The organism is Paenibacillus sp. Soil787 (assembly GCF_001429545.1).
Taxonomy (GTDB): domain Bacteria; phylum Bacillota; class Bacilli; order Paenibacillales; family NBRC-103111; genus Paenibacillus_E.
The window spans coordinates 164,206-186,004 of sequence record NZ_LMSP01000004.1 but is presented as its reverse complement, the minus strand read 5'-3'; the positions used below and the strand labels follow the sequence as shown (position 1 = coordinate 186,004).

The following is a 21,799-nucleotide window of genomic DNA, read 5'->3' as shown; positions in this document are numbered from 1 at the left end:
CCATGAATTTCATCGTAATCAACTTGCTTCTCAATGTCTAAACCAATTTGGGCGACTCGCTCAGGTGAAATGGACAACTCTTGGATTGATTCAATTTTTTCAAGTTTGGTATTCATCATTGCTCGATGATTGATGTGATACCAGAGCAAGTACCATTCTATTTTCACCAAGGAATACTCAAGAAAATTACTATCGTGATCTTTTGATTCAAAGCGTGGGCTTTTCCGGGATTGGGAAAAGCCCCTTCTGCGCTATTCGCAGAAGGGGCTATCATTAAAAAATAGTTTTCGGTGCTTTCGTTATTACTTTAAAGGCGGCTTTTTTTACTTTACTTTCCTTTAAAATTGCTTCTGAATTGATTCGGCGTGACTCCATAGGCCTTTTTAAATAAGGTGAAAAAATGGCTGCGGCTTGAAAAGCCCGACTTTTCCATAAATCTCGAGGCTGCGAAGTNCTTCTGAATTGATTCGGCGTGACTCCATAGGCCTTTTTAAATAAGGTGAAAAAATGGCTGCGGCTTGAAAAGCCCGACTTTTCCATAATCTCGTTAATGGTATCCTCCGATACGGCAATTTGATTGCTGGCATAGGTAACCCGGACATTAGTGATATAGTCTGTCATAGAGATCAGCCTGTGCTTTTTGAATAATTTCCCCAGATAAGCCGGGGATAGGTTCACTTTTTCCGCTATGGTATCCAATGACAGGTAAGGGTTTCCGAAGTCTGCTTGGATAAATTGGTCAACGTCTTCCAACAGCCTGATATATTTGTTATCCTTTTTGGACTCCAGCTCTTTGGACAGGTTCTCGAACAATTCAAAGAAATCAGCTTCGATTTTATCTATCGTTTCCATTTTTTGCAGGTTGGCCAAATACGTATTGAAATTAAAATTCACTTTGATGTGATGATTGGCTTCCAGAATTTCAATCGCATAACGGATGGATAACAGCAACCTGATAAGGACGGAATTGAGTATGGTGTAGCTATATTGAGATGCAGTACTTGGTAACCACGATAAATGGATTGGGTACAATTACACTCTCGCGATCCNGGAGGATAGATCGGATGCATATACGGATGTATTCACTTTGATGTGATGATTGGCTTCCAGAATTTCAATCGCATAACGGATGGATAACAGCAACCTGATAAGGACGGAATTGAGTATGGTGTAGCTATATTGAGATGCATGCCGGATCATATCCGACAATATATCTTTGGCATCCTCCGTTTGACCCTGGATCAAGAACTTGGTCTTCTTCGACCTCTACAAATTCATGCTCGTATGTTTCGGCAAGAATCTCCGAAATAACATTAACCAGTCCGTATTTCAACAATTGGAGGTCTTTCAGATTATATTTTGCGCAATAATTGCTATAGTGGATTTGTCTCATTGCATACTGTTTGGACTTGTTGATGAAATTGGAGCTGGAGACCAAAAAGCCACTGTCGGAGCTTGTGGATATCTTGAAAACATTGTTATGGAAACCTTGGGATAACTTTAAGGAGGCTGTAACACGTCCGCCAAGTCGAACCTTAAAAGGTCGACAGAAAAAAGCCTGAGGGAAATGTAGCCGTGTAGCGATTGGATCAGAACAAAACCGCCAATTAAAATGGATATAAATACCAAATGGACAGCAACTGCCTGATCGAGAGACCTCCGTCATTTTTTAGCTCTTACACAAAAATATAAGATTTCAGAAAATTATAATAATTGTCGATGTTATGATTTATGCAACGTTACTGAAGTTTTATAAGTAATCCCCTAGAAGGAAGAAAGCTATAACGGTTTCCATGTCTTTCGAAAGTCCGTTGGATTACTCTGAAGAGCTCCTCCAAATTTGGAAAGGCTATGAAGAGTTGCGTAATCGCTCCAATGATTTCTCCAATAAGCTAAGTAAAGAACAGTCCACGGCGAAAATGGCGCTCTTAAGTCAGGAAATTTACGATTTTTGTACAGCGATTGGTTATAGCGCAATTGTATTGAATATTGACGGTTTAAAAAATAAACTAGATATTGAGAAGAAAGCACTTGAAAATCTTAAATTCGAGATTAATGCTAAGTTAGATAAAATACAGGATCTCAAACGTCAACTCAATGATGAAGAAAAAGGTGCTTTAAGAGTAAATAAGTACTTAGCCGATTTTTTCGGTCATGAATTTCTTTCATTACAAGCTATCGAAGGCATTGAAAATGGAGAAAAGAAAATTCGGTTCGAAATTGTTCGAGGTGGTAAACGAGCTTACCATCTTAGCGAAGGTGAATGTAGTTTAATTGCCTTCTGCTATTTTATGGCGAAGTTAGATGATGTAAATACGAAGGATAGTAAGCCTATCATTTGGATTGATGACCCAATTTCCAGTTTAGATGCGAATCATATTTTTTTTGTTTTTAGCTTAATCGTTGCTGAATTAGCAGAGAAGGATATATTTGAACAAATATTTGTTTCAACGCACAATCTTGATTTTTTGAAGTACCTTAGACGCTTGAATAGCTATGAACAACAGGCTAATGGTAGACTCAAGAATAGTGGTAAACAATACTTTATCATCAATAGGCAAGGTCATTACTCAACTATTCTTCAAATGCCAAAATGCTTAAAAGAATATGGAACGGAGTTTAACTACCTATTTTCCTGTATTTTTAAATGTTCTTGCATTGCTAACGTTGACGATACTAATTATGAGTTATTTTACAATTTCGGGAATAATGCAAGGAAATTCTTAGAGATATATCTCTACTTTAAATATCCTGATTATTCGGATGACAAGATTCAACGATTCTTTGGAACTGATAATATTCCGCCAATACTGATAGATAGAATTAATAATGAGTATTCGCATTTGAGCGGTTCTATTGAAAGAGCTATTATGCCAGTTGAAGTACCTGAAATGGTATCAGCCGCTAAGTTAATCATAAATAAGCTAAAAGAAGATCCAGATCAATTTTCTGCCTTAATGAATAGTATTGGTATTACTACTTGATTAAGAGTTTCAATCAATTAGTAAATGCATAAAAGACCTACATATACTAAATGTGGGTCTTTTATGCATTTACTTTGAATAAAATTAATATTACAGGTAACAATCTCTAATAACATAGTAAAGAAGGTGGATTAGAATGAAAGAAAAGAGACGAGAAGATGCTTGGGAAAAAAGTCATGATTTAACACTAGTACAAACAGTTATTAGTCATATTAAAAATGGTAGTACTCAACTTGCAGCCTTTGAGGAATCAGCCTCTCAATTGAACCGTACCGCGGCTGCATGTGGGTTTCGATGGAATAAAGAACTAAGATCACAATACGAAACTGAGATAAATGATGCTAAATCGTTTAGGATGAATTTAAAACAACAAAAACAACAAGTTCGTGTAACTTCTGTTTCTTCTCTTGCATATGGAAGTATAGGACCTAAATATGAAGAGGCTTTTAACCAAATCATAAAGATAGCAAGGGATCAAGCTCAAAAATTTGAACAGTTAATAAACGAGAATTCGAAGTTAAAGTTGGAAATAAATGAACTGAAAAATCAAAGAAATTACAATGACTCTGCTCCTGCAAAAACGAATGAGGATGTTGCAACAGAGGACCTTCAAACTTTTATTAAAATTATGAATAGAGCGAGAAATTTAACCTTTTCAAAAAAAGTATAAGTGAAAATAGATAGAAGCATCATTATTCCTCCTAACTGATTGAAGTCTATATTAATTTTAATTCGAACGAAATATGTTTATAATTTCTAATGTTTGGAAATAATTATATAATAACTGGTACTTAAGTTGGGCGTGAGAAGAATGTTTAATAGTCTAAAATCGGAAATTGAGAATTTTTAAACTTCCCCAGCTGATTTTATGTTTGTTGATGGATATTCTGGAATTGGCAAGTCACTCTTTGCAAAGCAATGTGAAGATATCAATAGAATAACTATTGTTAATTCAGCAGTACTAACTAACGTTCCTAGAAGTGGTAGTGAGAAAGAGTTTATCATTTCATTATTACGAAAGATGGATCTTAATCCGCAACGAAATACTACATTAGAATTGGAAAATCAGCTATTATTAACATTATCTCGATTCTTGATTCTAGTGATTGATGACTCACAAAATCTATTAATATCAAATAGAATGATGCTGAAGCATTTTTCATTATTGTTCCGGTTTGTGTATCAGACCAATATAAAAGTTCTGTACATCGGGACTTTACCGTTACAATCTCGTATAGAAACTCTAAATATAGCAAACATTAATAGGAGAAGTATACATTATAGTCTGATTGCTTGATTAAATGTAAATTCAAAAAAAGCAACACGAACCCATTTTGGGTTATCGTGTTCTTTTTTTGTCTTAGGAAAAGAATGCACACGAAGGAAACTCTAATCCAAAACAGGATTCATTTCGGTTATACATTATAATGAATAAATATACAAATTTACATTTGCAGATAGTCTCACTAATTATGAAAATAACCGCATCCTTAAGATACCTGGAACGAATCTATTCTCACTAATTATGAAAGAACGGCTGGATAAATCAACGTTTATGACTTCAATATTCTCACTAATTATGACACCACACAAATAATAGTAGTGTCAGAATTATTGAGGAAATTTTCAAAATTAGTGAGAATGGATTTTCATAATTGCTGAGAAAAGGTATAAATATTCACTAATATGCATATATGTAAGTTTCGAAAATTAGCGAGAGGTTACGGTCGTTATGATAGATGAGACTATATTTTGTTGAAAGCATGCAACTTTTTTTTCTTCCTCTATTCTCGAAGAAGTAACAAGCGGAGAAATTGGTTTTCTAGCCGCAGCCAAGAAATATGGGATTAATAAAACGACTCTGATGAACTGAGAGAGTCTTTCACTGCTTGAAGCTATACGGCTGAGTTCAAGCTTCAAGCAGTGAAAGATTACCTGAAGGGCGGATGGAGCCAATCTCATTTAGCAGCCGAGCAGCTCCGACACAACCCAATTGTGGATTCTTCAGCAGGTAGGGAGCGGAATTTCGGTCTTGTCAATATGAAAAGTTGTATATTGCCGTGGTCGTCTTTATGCTGTTCCAGCAGGACCGTGGATCATCAGGTTTTCAGGGTTTATCCATTTGCATCCCGACCTAATCTGATTTTGCGGTATTGCTGGGGGGTGGTACCATATTGTTCCTTGAACAGTTTTATAAAATATTGCGGTTTTTTGTACCCGACCAGATGAGAAATATCGATCACATGCAGATTGGAATCAATCAATAACCTGGAGGCCTTTTCCAACCGCTTCATGGAAATATAGTTGGATAGATTCTCGCCGGTTTCCTGCTTATACAGTTTAGAAAGATAAACGGGATGAAGATGCACGACTCTTCCTAATTCGTCCAAGCTTAACGCGTCACTAAGATGATCGGCTATATAGGCATGGACGGCATTAATCATATCATCATTGGACAACCGTATATCCTTTTCCATTTGGCTGATCGCAATCAATATCGAATGGAAAGTGGCATCCGGATGGTTCAATTGGTTGAATATCCAGTCTTTCAGCTCGCTAGCTTGCAATTGACAATATGTAAAATATAGAAAATGAATCAATTCCATAAGAAAGGTGATCTTTTGCTTCCCAGATAGCATTTGCGCATACATTTTCAGGAGGGTTTTTCTGAAACTTTCCCATGATCCAGTCTCCAGATTTGGAAAGACAACACGATCACGCAACCATTCAAACTCACCAGCGCTCACATGTTCATTATAAAAGAACTGATAAAAATTATGGCGGACGGTATTCTTTTGATGGAAATGAAAGCTATCCGAAAACGTCAAGGTATCGATCCTGTTTGCAAGCGATTCGGTACATGACTTCAAAACAATTCCCGCTATCGTTGTATCGGTGGACCAGATAAAATGTTCTACACCGCCGCTATTGTCCCTAAGCAGGATTTCATCGTTCACACGGGCAGTTGGAACTTGAAAAAAGCAATATGTTTCGCTTGCTAAAGCATCATCATATAATTTGTAATCATGGGGTATTGAATGATGCCCGCTTATGACGGATAGGAGGTAACCGAGTCCGTCGAAATTTTTCCAATCGATATTCGTCTTCAAGCGCTCCTCTTCTATCTGTTTCAACACTTTTTTCATTGATTTTTCCATATCATCTTTATCTACGGGTTTCAGTAAGTAATCGACTGCCCCCAGACGAATGGCTTTCTGCGTATATTCAAAATCGGAATAACCTGTTAGGAAAACCACCTTGGTCCGAAGCTTATTCTTATTAACGTGCTCCAGCAAATCGACCCCCGAAACCTCCGGCATGCGAATATCCGTGATCAGAATATCAATGTACGCTTGATCCAAAAGTTGCTTCGCTTCAATAGGGTTAGTGGTTGTCCGAATGTTTTTGACGCCCATGTTATTCCAATCCAGCAGATGCTTCAAATATTCAACGATGTAATGGCCGTCATCCACGATCAGTAACCGCATAGTGTCCTCCTTCATCAGGGAAAAAATCAATGGTAAACGTAACGGTTAAACCGCCCCAGTCATTTATGAAAAAACGCAGACTGCTGCTTTCGCCGTATATATTCTTGAGACGCTGATTAACATTCCAAAGCCCGATCCCGTTTGTGCCTTTGGGGGGCAAATCATTTTGAACACGTGCCTCAAGCTGCTTGATTTCATCAGGAGTAAGTCCTTTTCCATCATTGGCAATCACGATAAGTGCACCGGGGTTGGCTGCTTTCACATCGATCGAAACACGATGAGCGCCTTGGCGCTCTTCAATACCATGCTGAATCGCGTTCTCAACGATGGGTTGAATGATAAGCGGCATCATTCGCCAATCTCTTAGCTCGGGCGCAAGATTAATGGTATACTTGATATTTTTGCACAGGGACATAATAGACAAATAATGGTCCACGAGCACCATTTCGGAAGCGAGCGTGATCTCGTGCGAATCTATTTTTGTCAAATATCGATAATATTCCGCCAAATGTTTACTCATCTGCATAACCGCTTCCGGTGAGGTCTTCGCCAATGACATGATAAAGAAGAGACTGTTGTAAAGAAAGTGTGGATTAATTTGGGACTGCAATTGTTTGATTTCCGCGTTTCTTCGCAGATCCGTTTCAATCTTCAGCGAGGCAAATAAGGCTTGAATTTTGGCAACCATGTGGTTGAAGCTTTGAAACAAGTTGAAAAATTCGTTGTCAGGGTTTTCAATAATCCTTGTGCCGTAGTCTCCTTTTTCCACCTGATAAAACTTCTTGTTCAGCAAGTAAACGTTTCGATAAAAGTTTCGGTAAAACATAAAAATCATGATGAGTCCAATGACCAGAATAACCAGAATGCTTAAAAAGAAGACCTGATTGTTCAGGTTGAGCGGATTCAAAAAGGCGTTCGTTCGCGTATAAGTGACAAGGTAGGTGTCAATCGGTTTGATATACTTCGTTAATACATAGTAAGTTCCATCATGAGTCTTATAGTCAAACTTGAATATCTCTTGCGAATCGGGCTTAATCGTTTTCTTAGCCTTTTCGACAATTTCATTGTTCACGGTCTTGCTGCTGATCAACGTGTTGTTCCCGACCAGGAAATAGGCGTTTGAATTGCTGCCGTTATAAGCTTTTTCGAGCAGAGCAGCTAAATATTCCGTCTTCAGCTTCACCCCCACGACATATTGAATATTGGCAAGATCTTCGGGTTGAAAAAAATAAGGGTAGACCGAATAATAAATAAAACTGCCGTTTACGTATTGCCATCCCCGTTGGGTTACGCTTTCAAAGACGGTGGGTGAAAGTGAACCGGTTGATATAAAGTCACCGTCGGGCCCCCAGTAGATGGCGATTGACTCGATAGCTTGACTGGAGAGGAGCGGGTCCAGTAGACGGTTCGAGATCGCATTCTTTTGCATCTGGAAATCATAGGGGCCTAAATTATGCTTTTGGCTTTGAAGGTAACGGACGGAGTTTTCAGCTGTATATTGAGCACCGTAAACACTCGCTTCCGAAATAACGCCATTGATTATGCTGTCCGCATAAGAAAGCTGATCTTTGGACGAATTTACCAAGCTCTCCTGGATTGCTCTTGCGCCTGAATTCTCCAAAAAATAGAATAATCCTAAAGTCAATAGGAGAAAAAAGACGAAAAAGTAAATGAACCACTTCATGTTGACTTTCTTGATCATGCGCATTCCCCTTGTCGGATAAAAAGAGATTCTTATGAAATAATAAGGTATAGTATCTACGGATATAATAAGCGATATTTGCCAAAAGGGGAATGGAACAAACAGGAAGCACGAAAACGAACCGATTAAATCATTGGTTATGATATTCAGATAATGACATTTCAACATGAAAGCGCTTTTGTTAAGATGAACCCGTAGGCGATTCATAGCGCATAATAGAATGAAGGGAGGGAATAAAAATAGCTCAGTTGACGGAAGCCCACGCTGCATCAGTGAAATATGCGTACAGCGTTCGTAAGCGTCGCTTGGGAAAGGAGATCAAAAAAAGCTGGCCTTTGTATGTGTTGTGTATTCCGGCTTTTGTATTCGTTATCATTTTCTCTTACGGACCCATGGGCGGCTTAATTATGGCATTTCAAGATTACAAGCCTTGGCTGGGATTTGTCCGTTCGCCGTGGATCGGGATGGATAACTTCGCAAGAATCTTTCAATACCATGAATCCACCCAAGCGATTATCAATACGATTATTATTGCCGTAATGAAGATTGCAGCCGGCATCATCGTTCCGATCATTATGGCCATCTTGTTAAATGAAATTAGAAGCGTAGGACTTAAGAAGGGGATTCAAACCTTGGTGTACTTGCCCCATTTCTTATCCTGGGTGACGATTGCCGGTATTATGCTTGACGTTCTGGGTCTTGATGGCGGTGTCAATCACGTTCTATCCGCTATTGGCATGAAGCCGATTCATTTCTTGGGGGATCCCGCCTTCTTCAGGCCAATGGTTGTTATCAGCGATTTGTGGAAAAATTTTGGTTTCGGCATGATTGTTTATTTGGCGGTCATCACGGGAATTGACCCTTCTTATTATGAAGCAGCCGAGATTGATGGCGCATCAAGACGACAGCAAATCGTCCACGTTACCTTGCCGAGCATGATGCCGATGATCGTTGTCATCTCCACATTAAGTCTCGGGAGTATCCTGGATGCAGGTTTTGAACAAATCTTTAACTTGTACAATCCGCTTGTGTATAGTACAGGGGATATTATCGACACTTATGTTTATCGTTCGTCCTTGTTGAATGGACAATATGGTTTCGGTACGGCCGTCGGGTTATTCAAATCTGGCATCAGCTTTTTATTAATCGTGATTGCCTATCGCATTGCCTACAAGATTGCCCGTTATAAAATCTTCTAGAAAGGAGAAAGGGCATTGTATTTTAAGACAAAGGGATATCGTATTTTTTCGTTCTTTAACCACCTTCTGCTGATTCTGGCGGCGTTATCGTGCTTTTTGCCATTGCTCCATTTATTGGCGCAATCGTTTAGCAGCAAGGCGGCTGTAAATGGCCAATTGGTGTCATTTTGGCCAGTGGACTTTTCTGTCGAAGCTTATATGAAAACATTCAAAAATTCCAACTTTATCGGTTCCATGTGGATCTCGGTCATCCGAACCATCCTGGGAACGTTCATCAGCATGGTTATCATTACGACGGCGGGTTATTCGTTATCCAAAGACTTCCCCGGGCGCAATGCACTCATGTGGTTGTTCGTATTTACCATGCTGTTCTCCGGCGGATTGATTCCTTCCTACCTCCTGGTTACGAAGCTTGGTTTGAAAGATACCATATGGTCATTAGTGCTTCCGGGCGCTTTTGGAGCGTACAACTTGATTTTAATCATGAACTTCTTCAAGACGATTCCGAAAGCGCTTGAGGAAGCGGCTTTTATCGACGGGGCTTCATTCTTCGGTATTTTCTGGAGGGTGTACCTTCCCCTTTCTCTTCCCGGTTTGGCAACTGTCGGTTTGTTTATCATGGTTGGACACTGGAACTCATGGTTCGACGGCATCTTGTACATGTCCAAGTCGACGAACTATCCCCTTGCCTCATTTATGCAGACCATTGTTGTGCAAGGCTCGACGCAGAATATGGCCTTGAGCAGTTCCGAGGCGGAGGCCTTGTCCGAACAAAGCATTAAAGCTGCACAAATCTTTGTCAGTACACTGCCCATTATCATCGTCTATCCGTTCCTGCAAAGGTTTTTTGTAAAAGGCATCGTACTGGGCGCGGTAAAAGAATAAAGGCACGATGAAATATGACACGAGGAGACAAATTTATGAAGAAAAAGACAGGAATGATCCTTTCCGCCGCGGTTTTGGCGACAAGCTTGCTTGCGGGCTGCAATACAAGCGGCAACGTGACTAAATCCGCATCGGATGCAAAAGGAACCACAGATACAAAAAACGCAGCAGTAAAGGATGGCAAATATGATCCTCCCATTACCATTAACATTGCCAAGCAGCAGGATGAGAACGCCGGCAAATATATCAACGGGGAGAGCCTGAACGATAATGTCTTAACGCGCTGGGGCGTGAAAAACCTTGGCATTAAGGTTCAAACCACCTTAATGGGCGGCGATGGCGGCAACTATAATACCAAGCTGCGTCTGGCACTCTCCGGCGCCGACAAACTCCCGGATGTAATTCCTGTTTACGACACAGCAATAATGAACGATTTGATTCAATCCGGACAAGTGAAAGATATAACGGATGATATTAAAGCCTATATGCCGCCTCGTTTGAAGGAGATTTACAAGCAGTATCCAACCGCCTTCAACCCGGTTGTTCAAGACGGCAAGGTGTATGGCATGGCGATTGCGCCTAATTTGACGGATGGCGAGGTCATCTTGATCCGGCAAGATTGGCTGGATAAATTGAAATTGAAGGCGCCTACCAACATCGAAGAATTCGAGCAGGTGCTGGATGCCTTCACGAACAAGGATCCCGACGGCAATGGCAAGAATGATACGTACGGATTTACCTTCTCCGGCAAGGAATCCTATAATACGGGTTGGGTCAGCGATCCGGTTATGATTTTCAGCGCCTATACGGGCAAAAACATTCCGTATCAATGGTACAATGACAACGGCAAGCTTACTTACGGATCGGTTGCCCCCGGCAATAAGGACGCATTGGCCAAGCTTCGCGATTGGTTCGCCAAGGGTTATCTGAATAAGGAATTTGCCTCCAAGGCCGCTTGGGACGCCATCGCTGACTTTACGCAAGGCAAAGCGGGCATCATCATCGGCCGGGCATGGGTTTACGGAACAGTTATGGACGTTGAGAAGAACGTACAGGGCGCTAAAGTCGGCGCTTATCCGACCATTAAAGGCGTAACGGGCGACAAGACCTATCAGAACGGCCAGCAAAATGACGGCGTCTTTGTGTTCAACAAAGACTTCAAGTACATGGAAGGCTTCTTCAAGTACTACGACAGGCTGTACGATGCTGCCTTCGGAACCGGTGACTTCAAATACGGTTATGCTCAAGGTTATGACTATGATATTGTAGACGGGAAAGTGGTCTTTGATCCCAAGAAGTTCAACAAACCGCTGGAGAATATTATTGGTGTAGGCAAGATGTCCTTTGCCAAAAACACACCGAGCGTATCCGTTGCAGGCAAACCCTTCTACGATCTTGCACAAGGCGTCAAACCGGAAACTGGAGAATTGATGCGGGCTGCTTCAGAAGCTCAAACCATGAAAGACGGATTTGTGATTTCCTACGAAAACCGTGACGTATTGCTGCCGAATGCATTCAACGGTCCGCCTACCAAGACCATGCAATCGAATTGGGCCCAATTGCAGACGATGGAGATGGAAACGTACACGAAGATCATTTACGGGAAAGATCCTGTCAGCAGCTTCGACGACTTCGTCAAGCAATGGAATGATAAAGGAGGCGCGAAAATCACACAAGAAGTGAACGAATGGTACAGCAATGCCAGCAAGGTCGATGTTATGTCTAAAATGGGTCTGAAATAAGCTGTCCGGGATGCCAAACGTTTCGCCCCAGGATGCACATCGCATCCTGGGGTGAAATATCCAAATAACTGTGGAGAAGAAGGAGTTGAAGTTATGTTTGAAAGCGTTTTCTTTAACAGAGGTAAAAAAAGATCAAAAGTGTTATCTTTATTGATCGTGTTCTCGTTCTTGTTATCATTCTTTCCTTTGACGTTAAGCTTGCCGACAAATGTACAAGCGGCTGGGACATTAAATGTATATCCTGCCCCATCAGGTGTCCCGATGAACACCACCTATACGGTGCAAGTGCAGGTGCCGGGAGGCCCGTGGCAGAGTCTGGACGTCTATCAGACGACGGTCAACGGGTACACCTCAAGCAAAACTTCCTTTGCTTATTTCGACACGGATGGCGCGGTGAATATTTCTGTCACCAGTAATATCGGAAGTATTTCAACAGCTGTCATCCGGCCCGCTGCCAATAATATTACGCCCACCATCAACGGCAATACGATGACATTCAGCATATCCGGGCCCATGAATATCTCGGTGGAAGTGAATGGAGATGCTAACAACACCCTAGACCTGTTTGCCAATCCGGTGGACCCCAATCCTCCGAGCCCTACGGACCCGAATGTCATTTACGTTGGTCCTGGTCTCTATACGCAGGATTACACCGTGCCTAGCGGTAAGACGCTTTACATCGCCGGCGGGGCGGTCATTCAAGGCGGCATCAGTTTGGATAATGCCACGAATGCCAAAGTCCTGGGGAGGGGGGTCGTTCTTAACGCTCCGTATAGAGCGATTGAGGTCGACCATGCCAACCAGATCACGATCGACGGGATCATCGTGAACGACTACGGCAGCAGCAATAACGGCGGCTATGCGATTAATATCGGAAATTCCACCAATGTCTCGGTCAATAACTTTAAAGCCTACAGCTTTAAGCGATGGACCGATGGCATCGACATATTTGCTTCTTCGTATGTGACAATCAATAATTACTTTGCACGCACAGGCGATGATGCGATTGCCATATACGGAGCACGCAATTTTGGCGGCAACAATTATTCGGGCAATACCGCCCATATCAGTGTCACGAACTCTTTCCTGATGCCCGATGTTGCCCATCCGATCAATGTCGGTACTCATGGCGATCCAACAAAGCCTGGTGGCGGCGAAACAATTGAAGATCTCAATTTCTCGAATCTGACCATCTGGCAGAAAAATGGAAGTAAGTATATCTCTTTAACTGCCAGCGATGGCCTTTTGGTTAACAAATCGACATTCACGGATATCACAATAGAAGATGAAAATCAGGGAAGATTCATTGAAATCCTTACGTTTAAGAATAACGGCTATGGCCTTGCGTACGGGCGTGGAGTTAACAACGTCTATTTGAAGAATATCAGCTATACCGGAACTAATGCCAATACTAACAATATTTACGGCAAATTTACAAACCAGTTGACTCAAAACGTGACGTTTGAGAATTTGAAAGTGAACGGGAATGTCGTTCTGAGTGCCAGCGCTGGTAATTTTGCGATCGGAAGCTATGCCAGCAACATTAACTTCATAACGACCGGAGGGACTGTACCAGCACCGACTGCCATTCCTTTCACGACGCCCGTTGACATCGCACGAGGCAAGACCGCTACTGCGGATAGTTCTCAGTCCGGGCACGCGGCTTCCAGCGGGAACGATGGCAACACGACGACCCGTTGGACTGCGAATGATGGAAATACCGGCCATTCGTGGGTAGTAGACCTCGGCTCACCCATGAATATCACCGGCGGTACCCAGGTGATGTGGGAATTGAGCGGGGCAGCCTATAAGTATAAGATCGAAACATCCAATAATAACGTCAATTGGAACTTAAAGGTTGATAAGACCAGTAATACCGATACGAATCAGGTTCAAAACGATGCCTTTCAGGGTACCGCAAGGTATGTCAGGATTACCGTTACCGGACTGCCAATCGGCGCCTGGGCAAGCTTCTACGATTTCAAGGTATTTGGCGACCCAACCAATCTGGCGCTCGGACAGGCCGTAACTGTGGACAGCTCGAAGTCAGGCAACCCGGCGTCCAGCGGAATCGACGCCAACGCTGCAACCCTTTGGAGCGCTAACGATGGGAATACCGGCCATTGGCTCACGGTGGATCTTGGCTATGCCAAGAAAATCACGAGCGGTACCCAGGTGAGCTGGGCACAGAGCGGCGTTACCTATCAATACAAGATTGAAACCTCTCTGGATAATACCAACTGGACTATGCAGGTTGACAAGACAGGCAATACCGATACTTCTCAGGTTCAGAATGATTACTTTACGGCTAACGCCCGGTATGTCAGGATTACCGTTACCGGAGTGCCAAGCGGTGCCTGGGCCAGCTTCTACGACTTCAAGCTGTTTGGAGACCCGACCAATCTGGCGCTCGGCAAGACCATAACAGCGGATAGCTCGCTGGGTGGAAATCCGGCCTCCAATGCGAACGACGGAGACACGTCGACCTACTGGACTGCCGCTGACAGCAATGGCGGCCATTCGTTGACTGTGGACCTTGGCTCCAACGTGAATATTACCGGCGGTACCCAGGTAATGTGGCAAAATAGCGGCGTGCTGTTTAATTATACGCTTTCAACATCACCGGATAATATCAACTGGACCGCGCGAATCGATAAGGGCGGCAATAACAATACGGAACAGGTTCAAAGCGATTACTTTACCGGCACCACCCGGTATGTCAAGATTACAGTTACTGGAGTGCCAAGCGGTTATTCGGCCAGTATCGCCGATTTCAAGGTGTTTGGCAGCACAGGAGGCGATAACCAGACAATGGCGCAGCTTCCGTTCAACCAGACCAGCGGAACGACGGCATACGATGTAACCAGCAACGGCTGGAACGGAACATTGGTGAACGGCGCAAGCTGGGCGGCTGGCGGGAACGGCAGCAACGCAGTGAGTCTGAATGGAACGAATCAGTATGTCGCACTTCCATCCGGCGTCGTTGCCGGCGATAACGCCATCACCGTAGCGGCCTGGGTGAATCTGAATTCCGTGAGCAACTGGTCGCGGATCTTCGATTTCGGTTCCGGAACGAACTCCTATATGTTCCTGTCGCCGAAGAACGCGGCTACCAGCAAGATTCGCTTTGCCATCAAGCTGAACGGTTCAAGCGAGCAAATCATCGACGGGACAGCGGCTCTGCCAACGGGCGGCTGGCATCATGTGGCGGTTACCCTGAACGGTTCGACGGGAATGCTTTACGTCGATGGCCAGCAGGTAGGCAGCAATACCGCAATGACCATTAAACCATCCGACCTCGGCGTCACCACACAGAATTGGATCGGCCGCTCCCAATTCTCCACCGATCCTTATCTGAACGGAATGGTACAGGACTTCCGCATCTATAACCGTGCTTTAGCTGCTTCTAATATTACGCAGGTCATGAACGGGGAGACTGCGCTTCTGTTTACGAAGCTTCCGTTTAACGAGACCAGCGGAACGACGGCAAGCGATGCGACCGGCAACGGCTGGAACGGCACATTGGTGAACGGCGCTACTTGGGCAGCCGGAAGGAACAGCAGCAATGCCGTGAGTCTGAGTGGGACGAGTCAATATGTGTCAATTCCATCGGGCGTCATTTCCAGTTATAGCAACATGACGATAACGGCTTGGGTGAATCTGAATGCCGTGAGCAACTGGATGCGGATCTTCGATTTCGGTACAGGAACGACCAACTACATGTACCTGTCGCCGCAAAACGGGGTCAGCAACAACAACAAGATCCGCTTCGCAATGAAAGTTAACGGTTCAACTGAGCAGGTCATCGACGGGACGGCGGCGCTGCCAACGGGCGGATGGCACCACATTGCCATTACCCTGGGCAATTCAACGGGAACGCTTTACGTCGATGGTGTGCAGGTAGGGAGCAATAGCTCAATGTTTAAACCATCCGATCTCGGTGAAACCACACAGAATTACATCGGTCGCTCCCAATTCTCCACCGACCCTTATCTGAACGGACTGGTGGACGACTTCCGCATCTATAACAATGCTTTAAGTGCTTCGCAAATCACTCAGGTCATGAATGAGTAATCTGCATTTACGATTGCGGAACTTCCTGTCCAGCGGAACGACGGCATATGATGCAATCGGCAACGGCTGGAACGCGGGAAGGTGGAAGACTTCCGAATCAATAATAAGGCTTTAACCGCTTCGAAAGTAATGGAAGTGATGTTAAGTAATTGATCAAGCCGTAATACGCCATAATGCCACAAGTCAATCGCGATTGCAGTGGAAGTGATGAAACCGTGACAGACCGGGGCATGAACGCCATGTCCCGGTCCGTGCGCTAGGGCCAGTTTACCCAGAAAATTCTGTAGGAGCGCTAAGTCGAATTGAGGTTCCCATTATCCGTTGGCAGGGAGGATGCTATGTTTCCGCCTACACTTGGAAAGATGCGGTAGGAAAGCAGCGCACCTCTTACTTTGATAAGGCGTGGCGGGTTGAGGAATCTATTGGTCAGAAGGAATGAGCCGATTCGAACAACGTTACCATCGTATGATGTACGCCAAAACGATAGGGGCGGGAAAGAACCTATAGGTTCAGATCTTAAACAAGAATTTTTTCTCTTCTGTGTTTGACTACGAACAAGCCACGAGTCATGCTCAGTCTTTAAAAAAATAACAGATTTTATCAAAGAAGTGTCTAATCAAACTAATCTTTTAGGGTTGAATGCAGCTATTGAGGCTGCGAGAGCTTGAAATTCAAGCTTCTACTTCAGAAGAAATCGCGGCTTCAATCCAAGATTTGTATTCATTGTCAGAAAGATTATTTGAATGTCTAAGCGTTTCTAAATCTGCCGCCCGCAGGTATTTCAGGGTGAGAAGTTGAGTTAGTGGCATAAAGAAGTCCCTATCCTTTCAAAAGGGTAGGGACTATTTGACGTTTACGTAGAAGCAGCTCATCAAACAACGACAGAGAGGAATAAAATAATGTATATTGGGAAAATTATCCAAACTAACTTTTCTTATTGGAAAAGCCTGACTACCTCTGCAAATCTACGTACTCCCTCCTCAATCATGTGGTCATCGATACGACTGTAGGTAAACCTCATGTACCTATCGCTAGTTCCAAGTGTGCTTCCTGGAGCGAATACGATTCCGTTCTGGACACACTCTTTAAACAAATGCTGCTCGTTCAATTCCTCCTTCATTTTGCACCAGAGATGAATCCCACCCCTTGGAATCACGTACTCAATGCTGTCTTTAAATGCAGATTGTAAAGCTTGCATAGTCAAATCTCGCTTCCGTTTCAACCCGATTCGTAAGTGCTGGATATGTGTTTCGAAGCTTTCGGAGGAAAGCAGTTGCGCAGCTATCCATTGCGGGTAGCTCGGATGGCCAAAATCAATTTGCTGCTTAGCGTCAGTCAATCGCTGTATGACGGCTTGGGGTCCTACAATCCAGCCGATTCGCAGTCCTGAGGAGATAATTTTGGACAATGAACTGATATAGAGAACTGAACCGTCTTGATCCATGGATTTTAACGAGCGTATGGGCTCATTGTCATATCCAGTAACACTATAGGGATCGTCTTCAACGATCGCAATTCCGTATTGGGTGGAAATTTCCAATACCTTTTTCCGTCTTTCATAGGACATCGTAGTTCCTGTTGGATTTTGGAAAATGGGATTCAGGAAGACCATCTTAATTCTGTGTTTTTTGTATAAAGAAACAATTTGCTCAGGGTCTATTCCTTCTTGTTCGCTCGGCAGCAGAAATGTTTTGAGACCAGCAGATTGAAAAATAGGCAAGGAATAGGCATAAGACGGGTCTTCTATAGCAACGGAATCCCCTGGCTTTAGAAGACACTGGATAATCAAATGCAGAGCTTGTTGGGCACCTGAAGTAATTAAGATCGATGAGGCATTCGTTTCTACGTTTCGATAAGTTTTGAGATGAGAAGAGATGGCCTCCCGCAATTTTATATTGCCCTGCATATGCTCATAGCCCAAAAACTCACTAATTTCCATGGATCTGTGAACCTCTTGCATCAATCGAATCGGGAGTAAATCGGGACTTAGCTCGCCAATGGCAAAGTTTATATGATGTTCGTTCGATTGGATGATTTTATATATTTGCTGATTCAAGGGATTATTCGATTGAAATACCCCGCTTTTCACATGCGCTTCCCAGTTTGGAAGGCGTTTAGAGGCACCCCCTGCTTTATTGTCGATGCTGACAACGGTGCCAATCCCTTTAACCCGTTTAACGAGCCCAATCGCGTGTAGTTCATCGTAAGAAGATACGATCGTACTGCGGTTAACATGGAGTTCAGCTGCCAAATGACGTTCAGAGGGTAACGTGCTGCCAGAAGGGTATTCGCCATTCATTATTCGGGATTCCATATAATTCGAGATTTGCTTATAAATAGGAATTCCATTTAATTTGTTTGGTAACCAACTCATCATGCACCTCCGAACAATCCTGTTTATGTCATATTAACTCACATATCCATATGTATCAATACTTTTCTGAAGGGTGATTATGTGGATGGACGATGAGAATTGCAGTGGATGGCAAAAAAAACATCGAAGTGGATGAGGTGAGGGAGTATTTCTTTCGATATGATATGAAATATAACATGACATTGAGATTGCGAAACAAAATAATGTAAAGAAAAGTAACATGGAGGGGTGGGGCGAAATGAATCCTGTGAAGCAAATCAAATCTGTTGATGACACGCCAGACGTTCCAGACGATGCCAACTGGTTAGTAGATCTTCAAAATAAAGGATTACGCACTTCCGGATTAATAGAGGGAGGAAGACGCGGAGGAGCAGGTCCTTCTGATGATCGTGCATTTATGCTGGGAGATCAAGCAGTTATGCTGCCAACTCTTAATGGTCCTGCTGAACATTCCCCTTATTCCTTAGTACAAACACAATCCGGACTTTCCTTGCAGTATGAAGGCAGAACACTCATGTATGTGGATCCGATCGCGAGACCTCGCTTTTATGATCTCAAGACCAAAGAGGGTATCCCTTACAACCATATTGCGGTGCTGCATGGAGCGGACGTCTTAGCGAGCACGGTCATTCAAAGCTGTATTCGCTGGGCTCCTAGCGGGCGGTGTAAATTTTGTGCCATTGGGCAGTCGCTCGAAGCGGGAAATACGGTTGCCATGAAAACGCCCGAGCAGCTTGCAGAGGTTGTTCAGGCTGCGGAGAAGCTAGATGGCATTAAACATATTACATTAACGACAGGTACACCGAATGAGATTGATCGGGGGGCGCTCTATTTGGCAGAATGCGTAAGAGCGATTCGTAAGGTCAGCAAGCTCCCCATACAAGTTCAATGTGAGCCCCCTACGGATGATAGTTTATACCGATTCCTTAAAGATGCGGGAGCAGATACGATCGGGCTTCATGTGGAATCGTTCGATGAAGATGTGCGTCGCAAGATGATGCCCTCTAAATCTAGCATTACATTAGAGACTTATTATGCAGCATTCGAGAAGGCTGTAGCGGTGTTTGGCCGCAATCAGGTAAGTACCTATGTCATTTTGGGTATGGGTGAAAGTATGGAGAAGACGCTTGCAGGCTGCAAGCGCGCCGCCGAGCTTGGTGTTTACCCGTTCGTCGTTCCTTTACGGCCGCTTCGAGGCACGATGCTGGAAAACTCGCCTCCACCATCCAGCGAATATATGGAGACCATGTATCGGCATGTTGCCGATATTCTTGCAGATGAAAGCTTATCTTCGTCAGGCAGCAGCGCGGGATGTGCAAAATGCGGAGCTTGCTCAGCGCTTCCTTCTTTCGAGAAGATGGCTCGGTTAGGGAGTTGAGTAATGAAAAATTATGAGATTCGCATCGCTGAAACTGAATTTGAAACGCAAGCATCCTTGGCGCTGCGCCGGCAAGTGTTCGTCGAGGAGCAGCAGCTGTTTGAAGAGAGTGATGCGGATGAGAACGATTCTTCCTCGATCACGATCAATATATGGAAGCAAGGAACAATCCTTGTGGGAACAGTAAGATGTTATCCGGATCTGAACACTCCCTCTTTATGGTGGGGGGGGAGGCTTGCGGTTCATGAGCAGTACCGGATTCGAGGAATAGGTGTATACCTGATTGAGGCTGCGGTTCAGGAAATGAAGCAGCGGCAAGTCCCTTGTTTCAGAGCTCAGGTTCAGGAGCAAAATGTTCAATTATTTGAAAAACTGGGATGGACCAAAGTGGGGGCGTCCACGCTTACTCAAGGACTTCCTCATCAAATCATGGAGGCGAATTTACATGTGCATGATGCACGGAAACATAAACAAAGCAGCAGGATCTGATTCAGTGTCTACGTACGGTCACGAGCCGGTTCTTGAACAAGAAACACCGCTAACAATGGGCTTTGGAAGAAACGTATACAGCGTGCATAATCATGTTGGCGATTTGCCGCCTTGGCCATTTTACGAATCTGAGGTGCCGATTTCTCCAGCTGAGCCGGGTCCGATGACGACCGAAGAATTAAATCATTTTATGAAATGCCGTGGCATTGAAAAGACGTTGATTATTCCTAACTATGGCATACCTGTCCAGGCACAGCCCTTTTCACACAACAAGAGAGTCGTTCAGCTGTGCCAAGAAGGAGCAGGGAATGTAGCTGGAGCGCTTTGGGTTTCGGGCTTGCCCCAGAACAGCGATTTGACAGATGAAGCTCTTCAGCTCATTCATGAACCAGGGATTCGGGCACTAAAGATGAGCTATCTACTTGGTGGAACAGCAGATCCCCGCAAATGGGATGAGCCTACGCTTAGACAGCATGAGAAGATTTTCCAAGCCGCCATGGAGAAGGATATTGCTATTCACTTTCATACGAGTCCAGGCGGAGGGTCTGATATATTGGGATTTTTCGAACTGATTAAGCGTTGGGGCAAAGATATGAAAATCCATCTGGTACATATGGGTGGGGGAGTTAGCGGCCATATTCGGCTGCTCTCCCAGTGGAAGGACCTCATCGAAGGCGGCTTCCAGGTTTATCTCGATACGAGCTGGGCGATCGGATTTGCCGTAAGGAATCTCCTTCAAGAAGTGGATAAAACCGGTATTGGCGCTGATCGCATCATGTTTGGTTGTGATGAACCATGGAGTGATTATGAAAGCGAATTTTGGAAAATTCAAGGTGCCCGAATTTCGGATGAAATTAAAGAAAGAATTTTCTGGGGCAACGCACAAGAGCAATATTTTACGAAGTTGGCATAGAGGTTAACCCTCTTCACCATATAAAAATTTAAAAATCGGAAGGAAGATGAGCAATGGCACAATTCACAGAACTAGAAATTCAATCAATGAACGAGATTCCACACCCGTCTTTACCGAACGGCACCAAACTTTATGGAGGAACAAAGGTGTTCCCCGATTACAAAGCGAATCCAGGCGAAAAGTTCCTTGCTCTTATCCATGGTATTGCACATGAATCATCTTTATCTTATGTGGCGATTCTGCAAGCGACCCGTGCTCAACGCAAGGGCTATGAAACGGCTATTTATTTCTACGGCACAGGTGCCATTAATGCACTTGCAACAAGAGGGTTTCCAACCGTAGGTCAAGCTGCTTTCGGAGGACAAATGAATGTAAATGAAGGATTGACGACATTCATCAAAGAAGGCGGAAAAGTGTATGTATGCCGTTTCGGTCTAGGACTGCATGGGCTTCGTGAAGAAGATTTGGTAGAAGGCTCAATACCCGTACATCCACTTGATCTACAGGATTGTTTAATTGAATATTCGCGTGCGGGAGCATTTATTTTGAGCACCTTCCAAATTTAAAAGTT

17 protein-coding genes and 1 pseudogene are annotated in these 21,799 nt (G+C 43.7%); 12 read left to right on the top strand and 6 right to left on the bottom strand.

What is annotated here, in order from left to right:
- Positions 1-328: 328 nt before the first annotated feature.
- The 3 genes from ASG93_RS37120 to ASG93_RS07940 all read right to left on the bottom strand — a co-directional run.
- Positions 329-433, bottom strand: a complete 105-nt coding sequence (locus ASG93_RS37120) for an AraC family transcriptional regulator (protein ID WP_414858848.1) — start codon at positions 431-433, stop codon at positions 329-331.
- A gap of 21 nt (positions 434-454) precedes the next feature.
- On the bottom strand, positions 455-852 hold a 398-nt coding region (locus ASG93_RS37115), incomplete at its 3' end, for a helix-turn-helix domain-containing protein (RefSeq protein WP_414858847.1).
- 198 nt (positions 853-1,050) lie between these two features.
- Positions 1,051-1,245 (bottom strand): hypothetical protein (locus ASG93_RS07940; protein WP_235550778.1); only part of this gene is annotated, 195 nt, incomplete at its 3' end.
- A 536-nt stretch (positions 1,246-1,781) separates the two neighbouring features.
- Here ASG93_RS07940 and ASG93_RS07930 point away from each other — a divergent pair.
- The 3 genes from ASG93_RS07930 (at position 1,782) to ASG93_RS37110 (ending at position 4,281) form a co-directional block, all read left to right on the top strand.
- The gene (locus tag ASG93_RS07930) at positions 1,782-2,984 is read left to right on the top strand and encodes an AAA family ATPase (RefSeq protein WP_268795994.1); all 1,203 of its coding nucleotides are present in this window, start codon (positions 1,782-1,784) and stop codon (positions 2,982-2,984) included.
- A gap of 136 nt (positions 2,985-3,120) precedes the next feature.
- Complete coding sequence (locus tag ASG93_RS07925) at positions 3,121-3,654, top strand: hypothetical protein (protein ID WP_056830604.1); 534 nt, start codon at positions 3,121-3,123, stop codon at positions 3,652-3,654.
- 198 nt (positions 3,655-3,852) lie between these two features.
- A complete protein-coding gene (locus tag ASG93_RS37110; protein ID WP_082614777.1) occupies positions 3,853-4,281 on the top strand; it encodes an AAA family ATPase in 429 nt (142 codons plus the stop codon).
- Between the two features lie 817 nt (positions 4,282-5,098).
- On the opposite strand, the gene ASG93_RS07920 is transcribed toward ASG93_RS37110, so the two are convergent.
- Entirely contained in the window at positions 5,099-6,472 is a 1,374-nt protein-coding gene (locus ASG93_RS07920) for a response regulator (RefSeq protein WP_056830602.1), read from the bottom strand.
- The gene (locus ASG93_RS07915) at positions 6,450-8,174 is read right to left on the bottom strand and encodes a sensor histidine kinase (protein ID WP_056830600.1); all 1,725 of its coding nucleotides are present in this window, start codon (positions 8,172-8,174) and stop codon (positions 6,450-6,452) included. Before ASG93_RS07915 ends, ASG93_RS07920 begins: the two co-directional genes overlap by 23 nt.
- Positions 8,175-8,581: 407 nt before the next feature.
- Here ASG93_RS07915 and ASG93_RS07910 point away from each other — a divergent pair, with 407 nt between their 5' ends.
- The 5 genes and pseudogenes from ASG93_RS07910 to ASG93_RS33960 form a co-directional block, all read left to right on the top strand.
- A complete protein-coding gene (locus ASG93_RS07910) occupies positions 8,582-9,373 on the top strand; it encodes an ABC transporter permease (RefSeq protein ID WP_235550777.1) in 792 nt (263 codons plus the stop codon).
- Between the two features lie 15 nt (positions 9,374-9,388).
- Positions 9,389-10,258 carry a carbohydrate ABC transporter permease gene (locus ASG93_RS07905; protein WP_056830599.1) on the top strand — a complete coding sequence of 290 codons (870 nt, stop codon included), beginning with the start codon at positions 9,389-9,391 and terminating at the stop codon, positions 10,256-10,258.
- Between the two features lie 35 nt (positions 10,259-10,293).
- Positions 10,294-12,000 (top strand): hypothetical protein, encoded by a 1,707-nt coding sequence (locus ASG93_RS07900; protein ID WP_056830597.1) that lies wholly within the window; start codon positions 10,294-10,296, stop codon positions 11,998-12,000.
- 51 nt (positions 12,001-12,051) lie between these two features.
- Positions 12,052-16,074 (top strand): LamG-like jellyroll fold domain-containing protein, encoded by a 4,023-nt coding sequence (locus ASG93_RS07895; RefSeq protein ID WP_156410841.1) that lies wholly within the window; start codon positions 12,052-12,054, stop codon positions 16,072-16,074.
- 572 nt (positions 16,075-16,646) lie between these two features.
- Positions 16,647-16,739 (top strand): annotated as a pseudogene (locus ASG93_RS33960) (methyl-accepting chemotaxis protein); the annotation flags it as partial.
- 269 nt (positions 16,740-17,008) lie between these two features.
- Here ASG93_RS33960 and ASG93_RS07890 read toward each other — a convergent pair.
- Complete coding sequence (locus ASG93_RS07890) at positions 17,009-18,448, bottom strand: PLP-dependent aminotransferase family protein (protein WP_056830592.1); 1,440 nt, start codon at positions 18,446-18,448, stop codon at positions 17,009-17,011.
- A 238-nt stretch (positions 18,449-18,686) separates the two neighbouring features.
- Here ASG93_RS07890 and ASG93_RS07885 point away from each other — a divergent pair, with 238 nt between their 5' ends.
- From ASG93_RS07885 to ASG93_RS07870, 4 genes are read left to right on the top strand one after another with little or no spacing between them, the layout of a single operon-like run.
- Positions 18,687-19,826, top strand: a complete 1,140-nt coding sequence (locus ASG93_RS07885; RefSeq protein WP_056830590.1) for an MSMEG_0568 family radical SAM protein — start codon at positions 18,687-18,689, stop codon at positions 19,824-19,826.
- 3 nt (positions 19,827-19,829) lie between these two features.
- Positions 19,830-20,315, top strand: coding sequence for an MSMEG_0567/Sll0786 family nitrogen starvation N-acetyltransferase (locus ASG93_RS07880; RefSeq protein ID WP_056830588.1), 486 nt, complete (start codon positions 19,830-19,832; stop codon positions 20,313-20,315).
- Complete coding sequence (locus ASG93_RS07875) at positions 20,272-21,228, top strand: amidohydrolase family protein (RefSeq protein ID WP_082614775.1); 957 nt, start codon at positions 20,272-20,274, stop codon at positions 21,226-21,228. The genes ASG93_RS07880 and ASG93_RS07875 overlap by 44 nt, the downstream gene beginning before the upstream one ends.
- Before the next feature lie 53 nt (positions 21,229-21,281).
- Complete coding sequence (locus ASG93_RS07870) at positions 21,282-21,794, top strand: MSMEG_0572/Sll0783 family nitrogen starvation response protein (protein WP_056830587.1); 513 nt, start codon at positions 21,282-21,284, stop codon at positions 21,792-21,794.
- Positions 21,795-21,799: the final 5 nt, after the last annotated feature.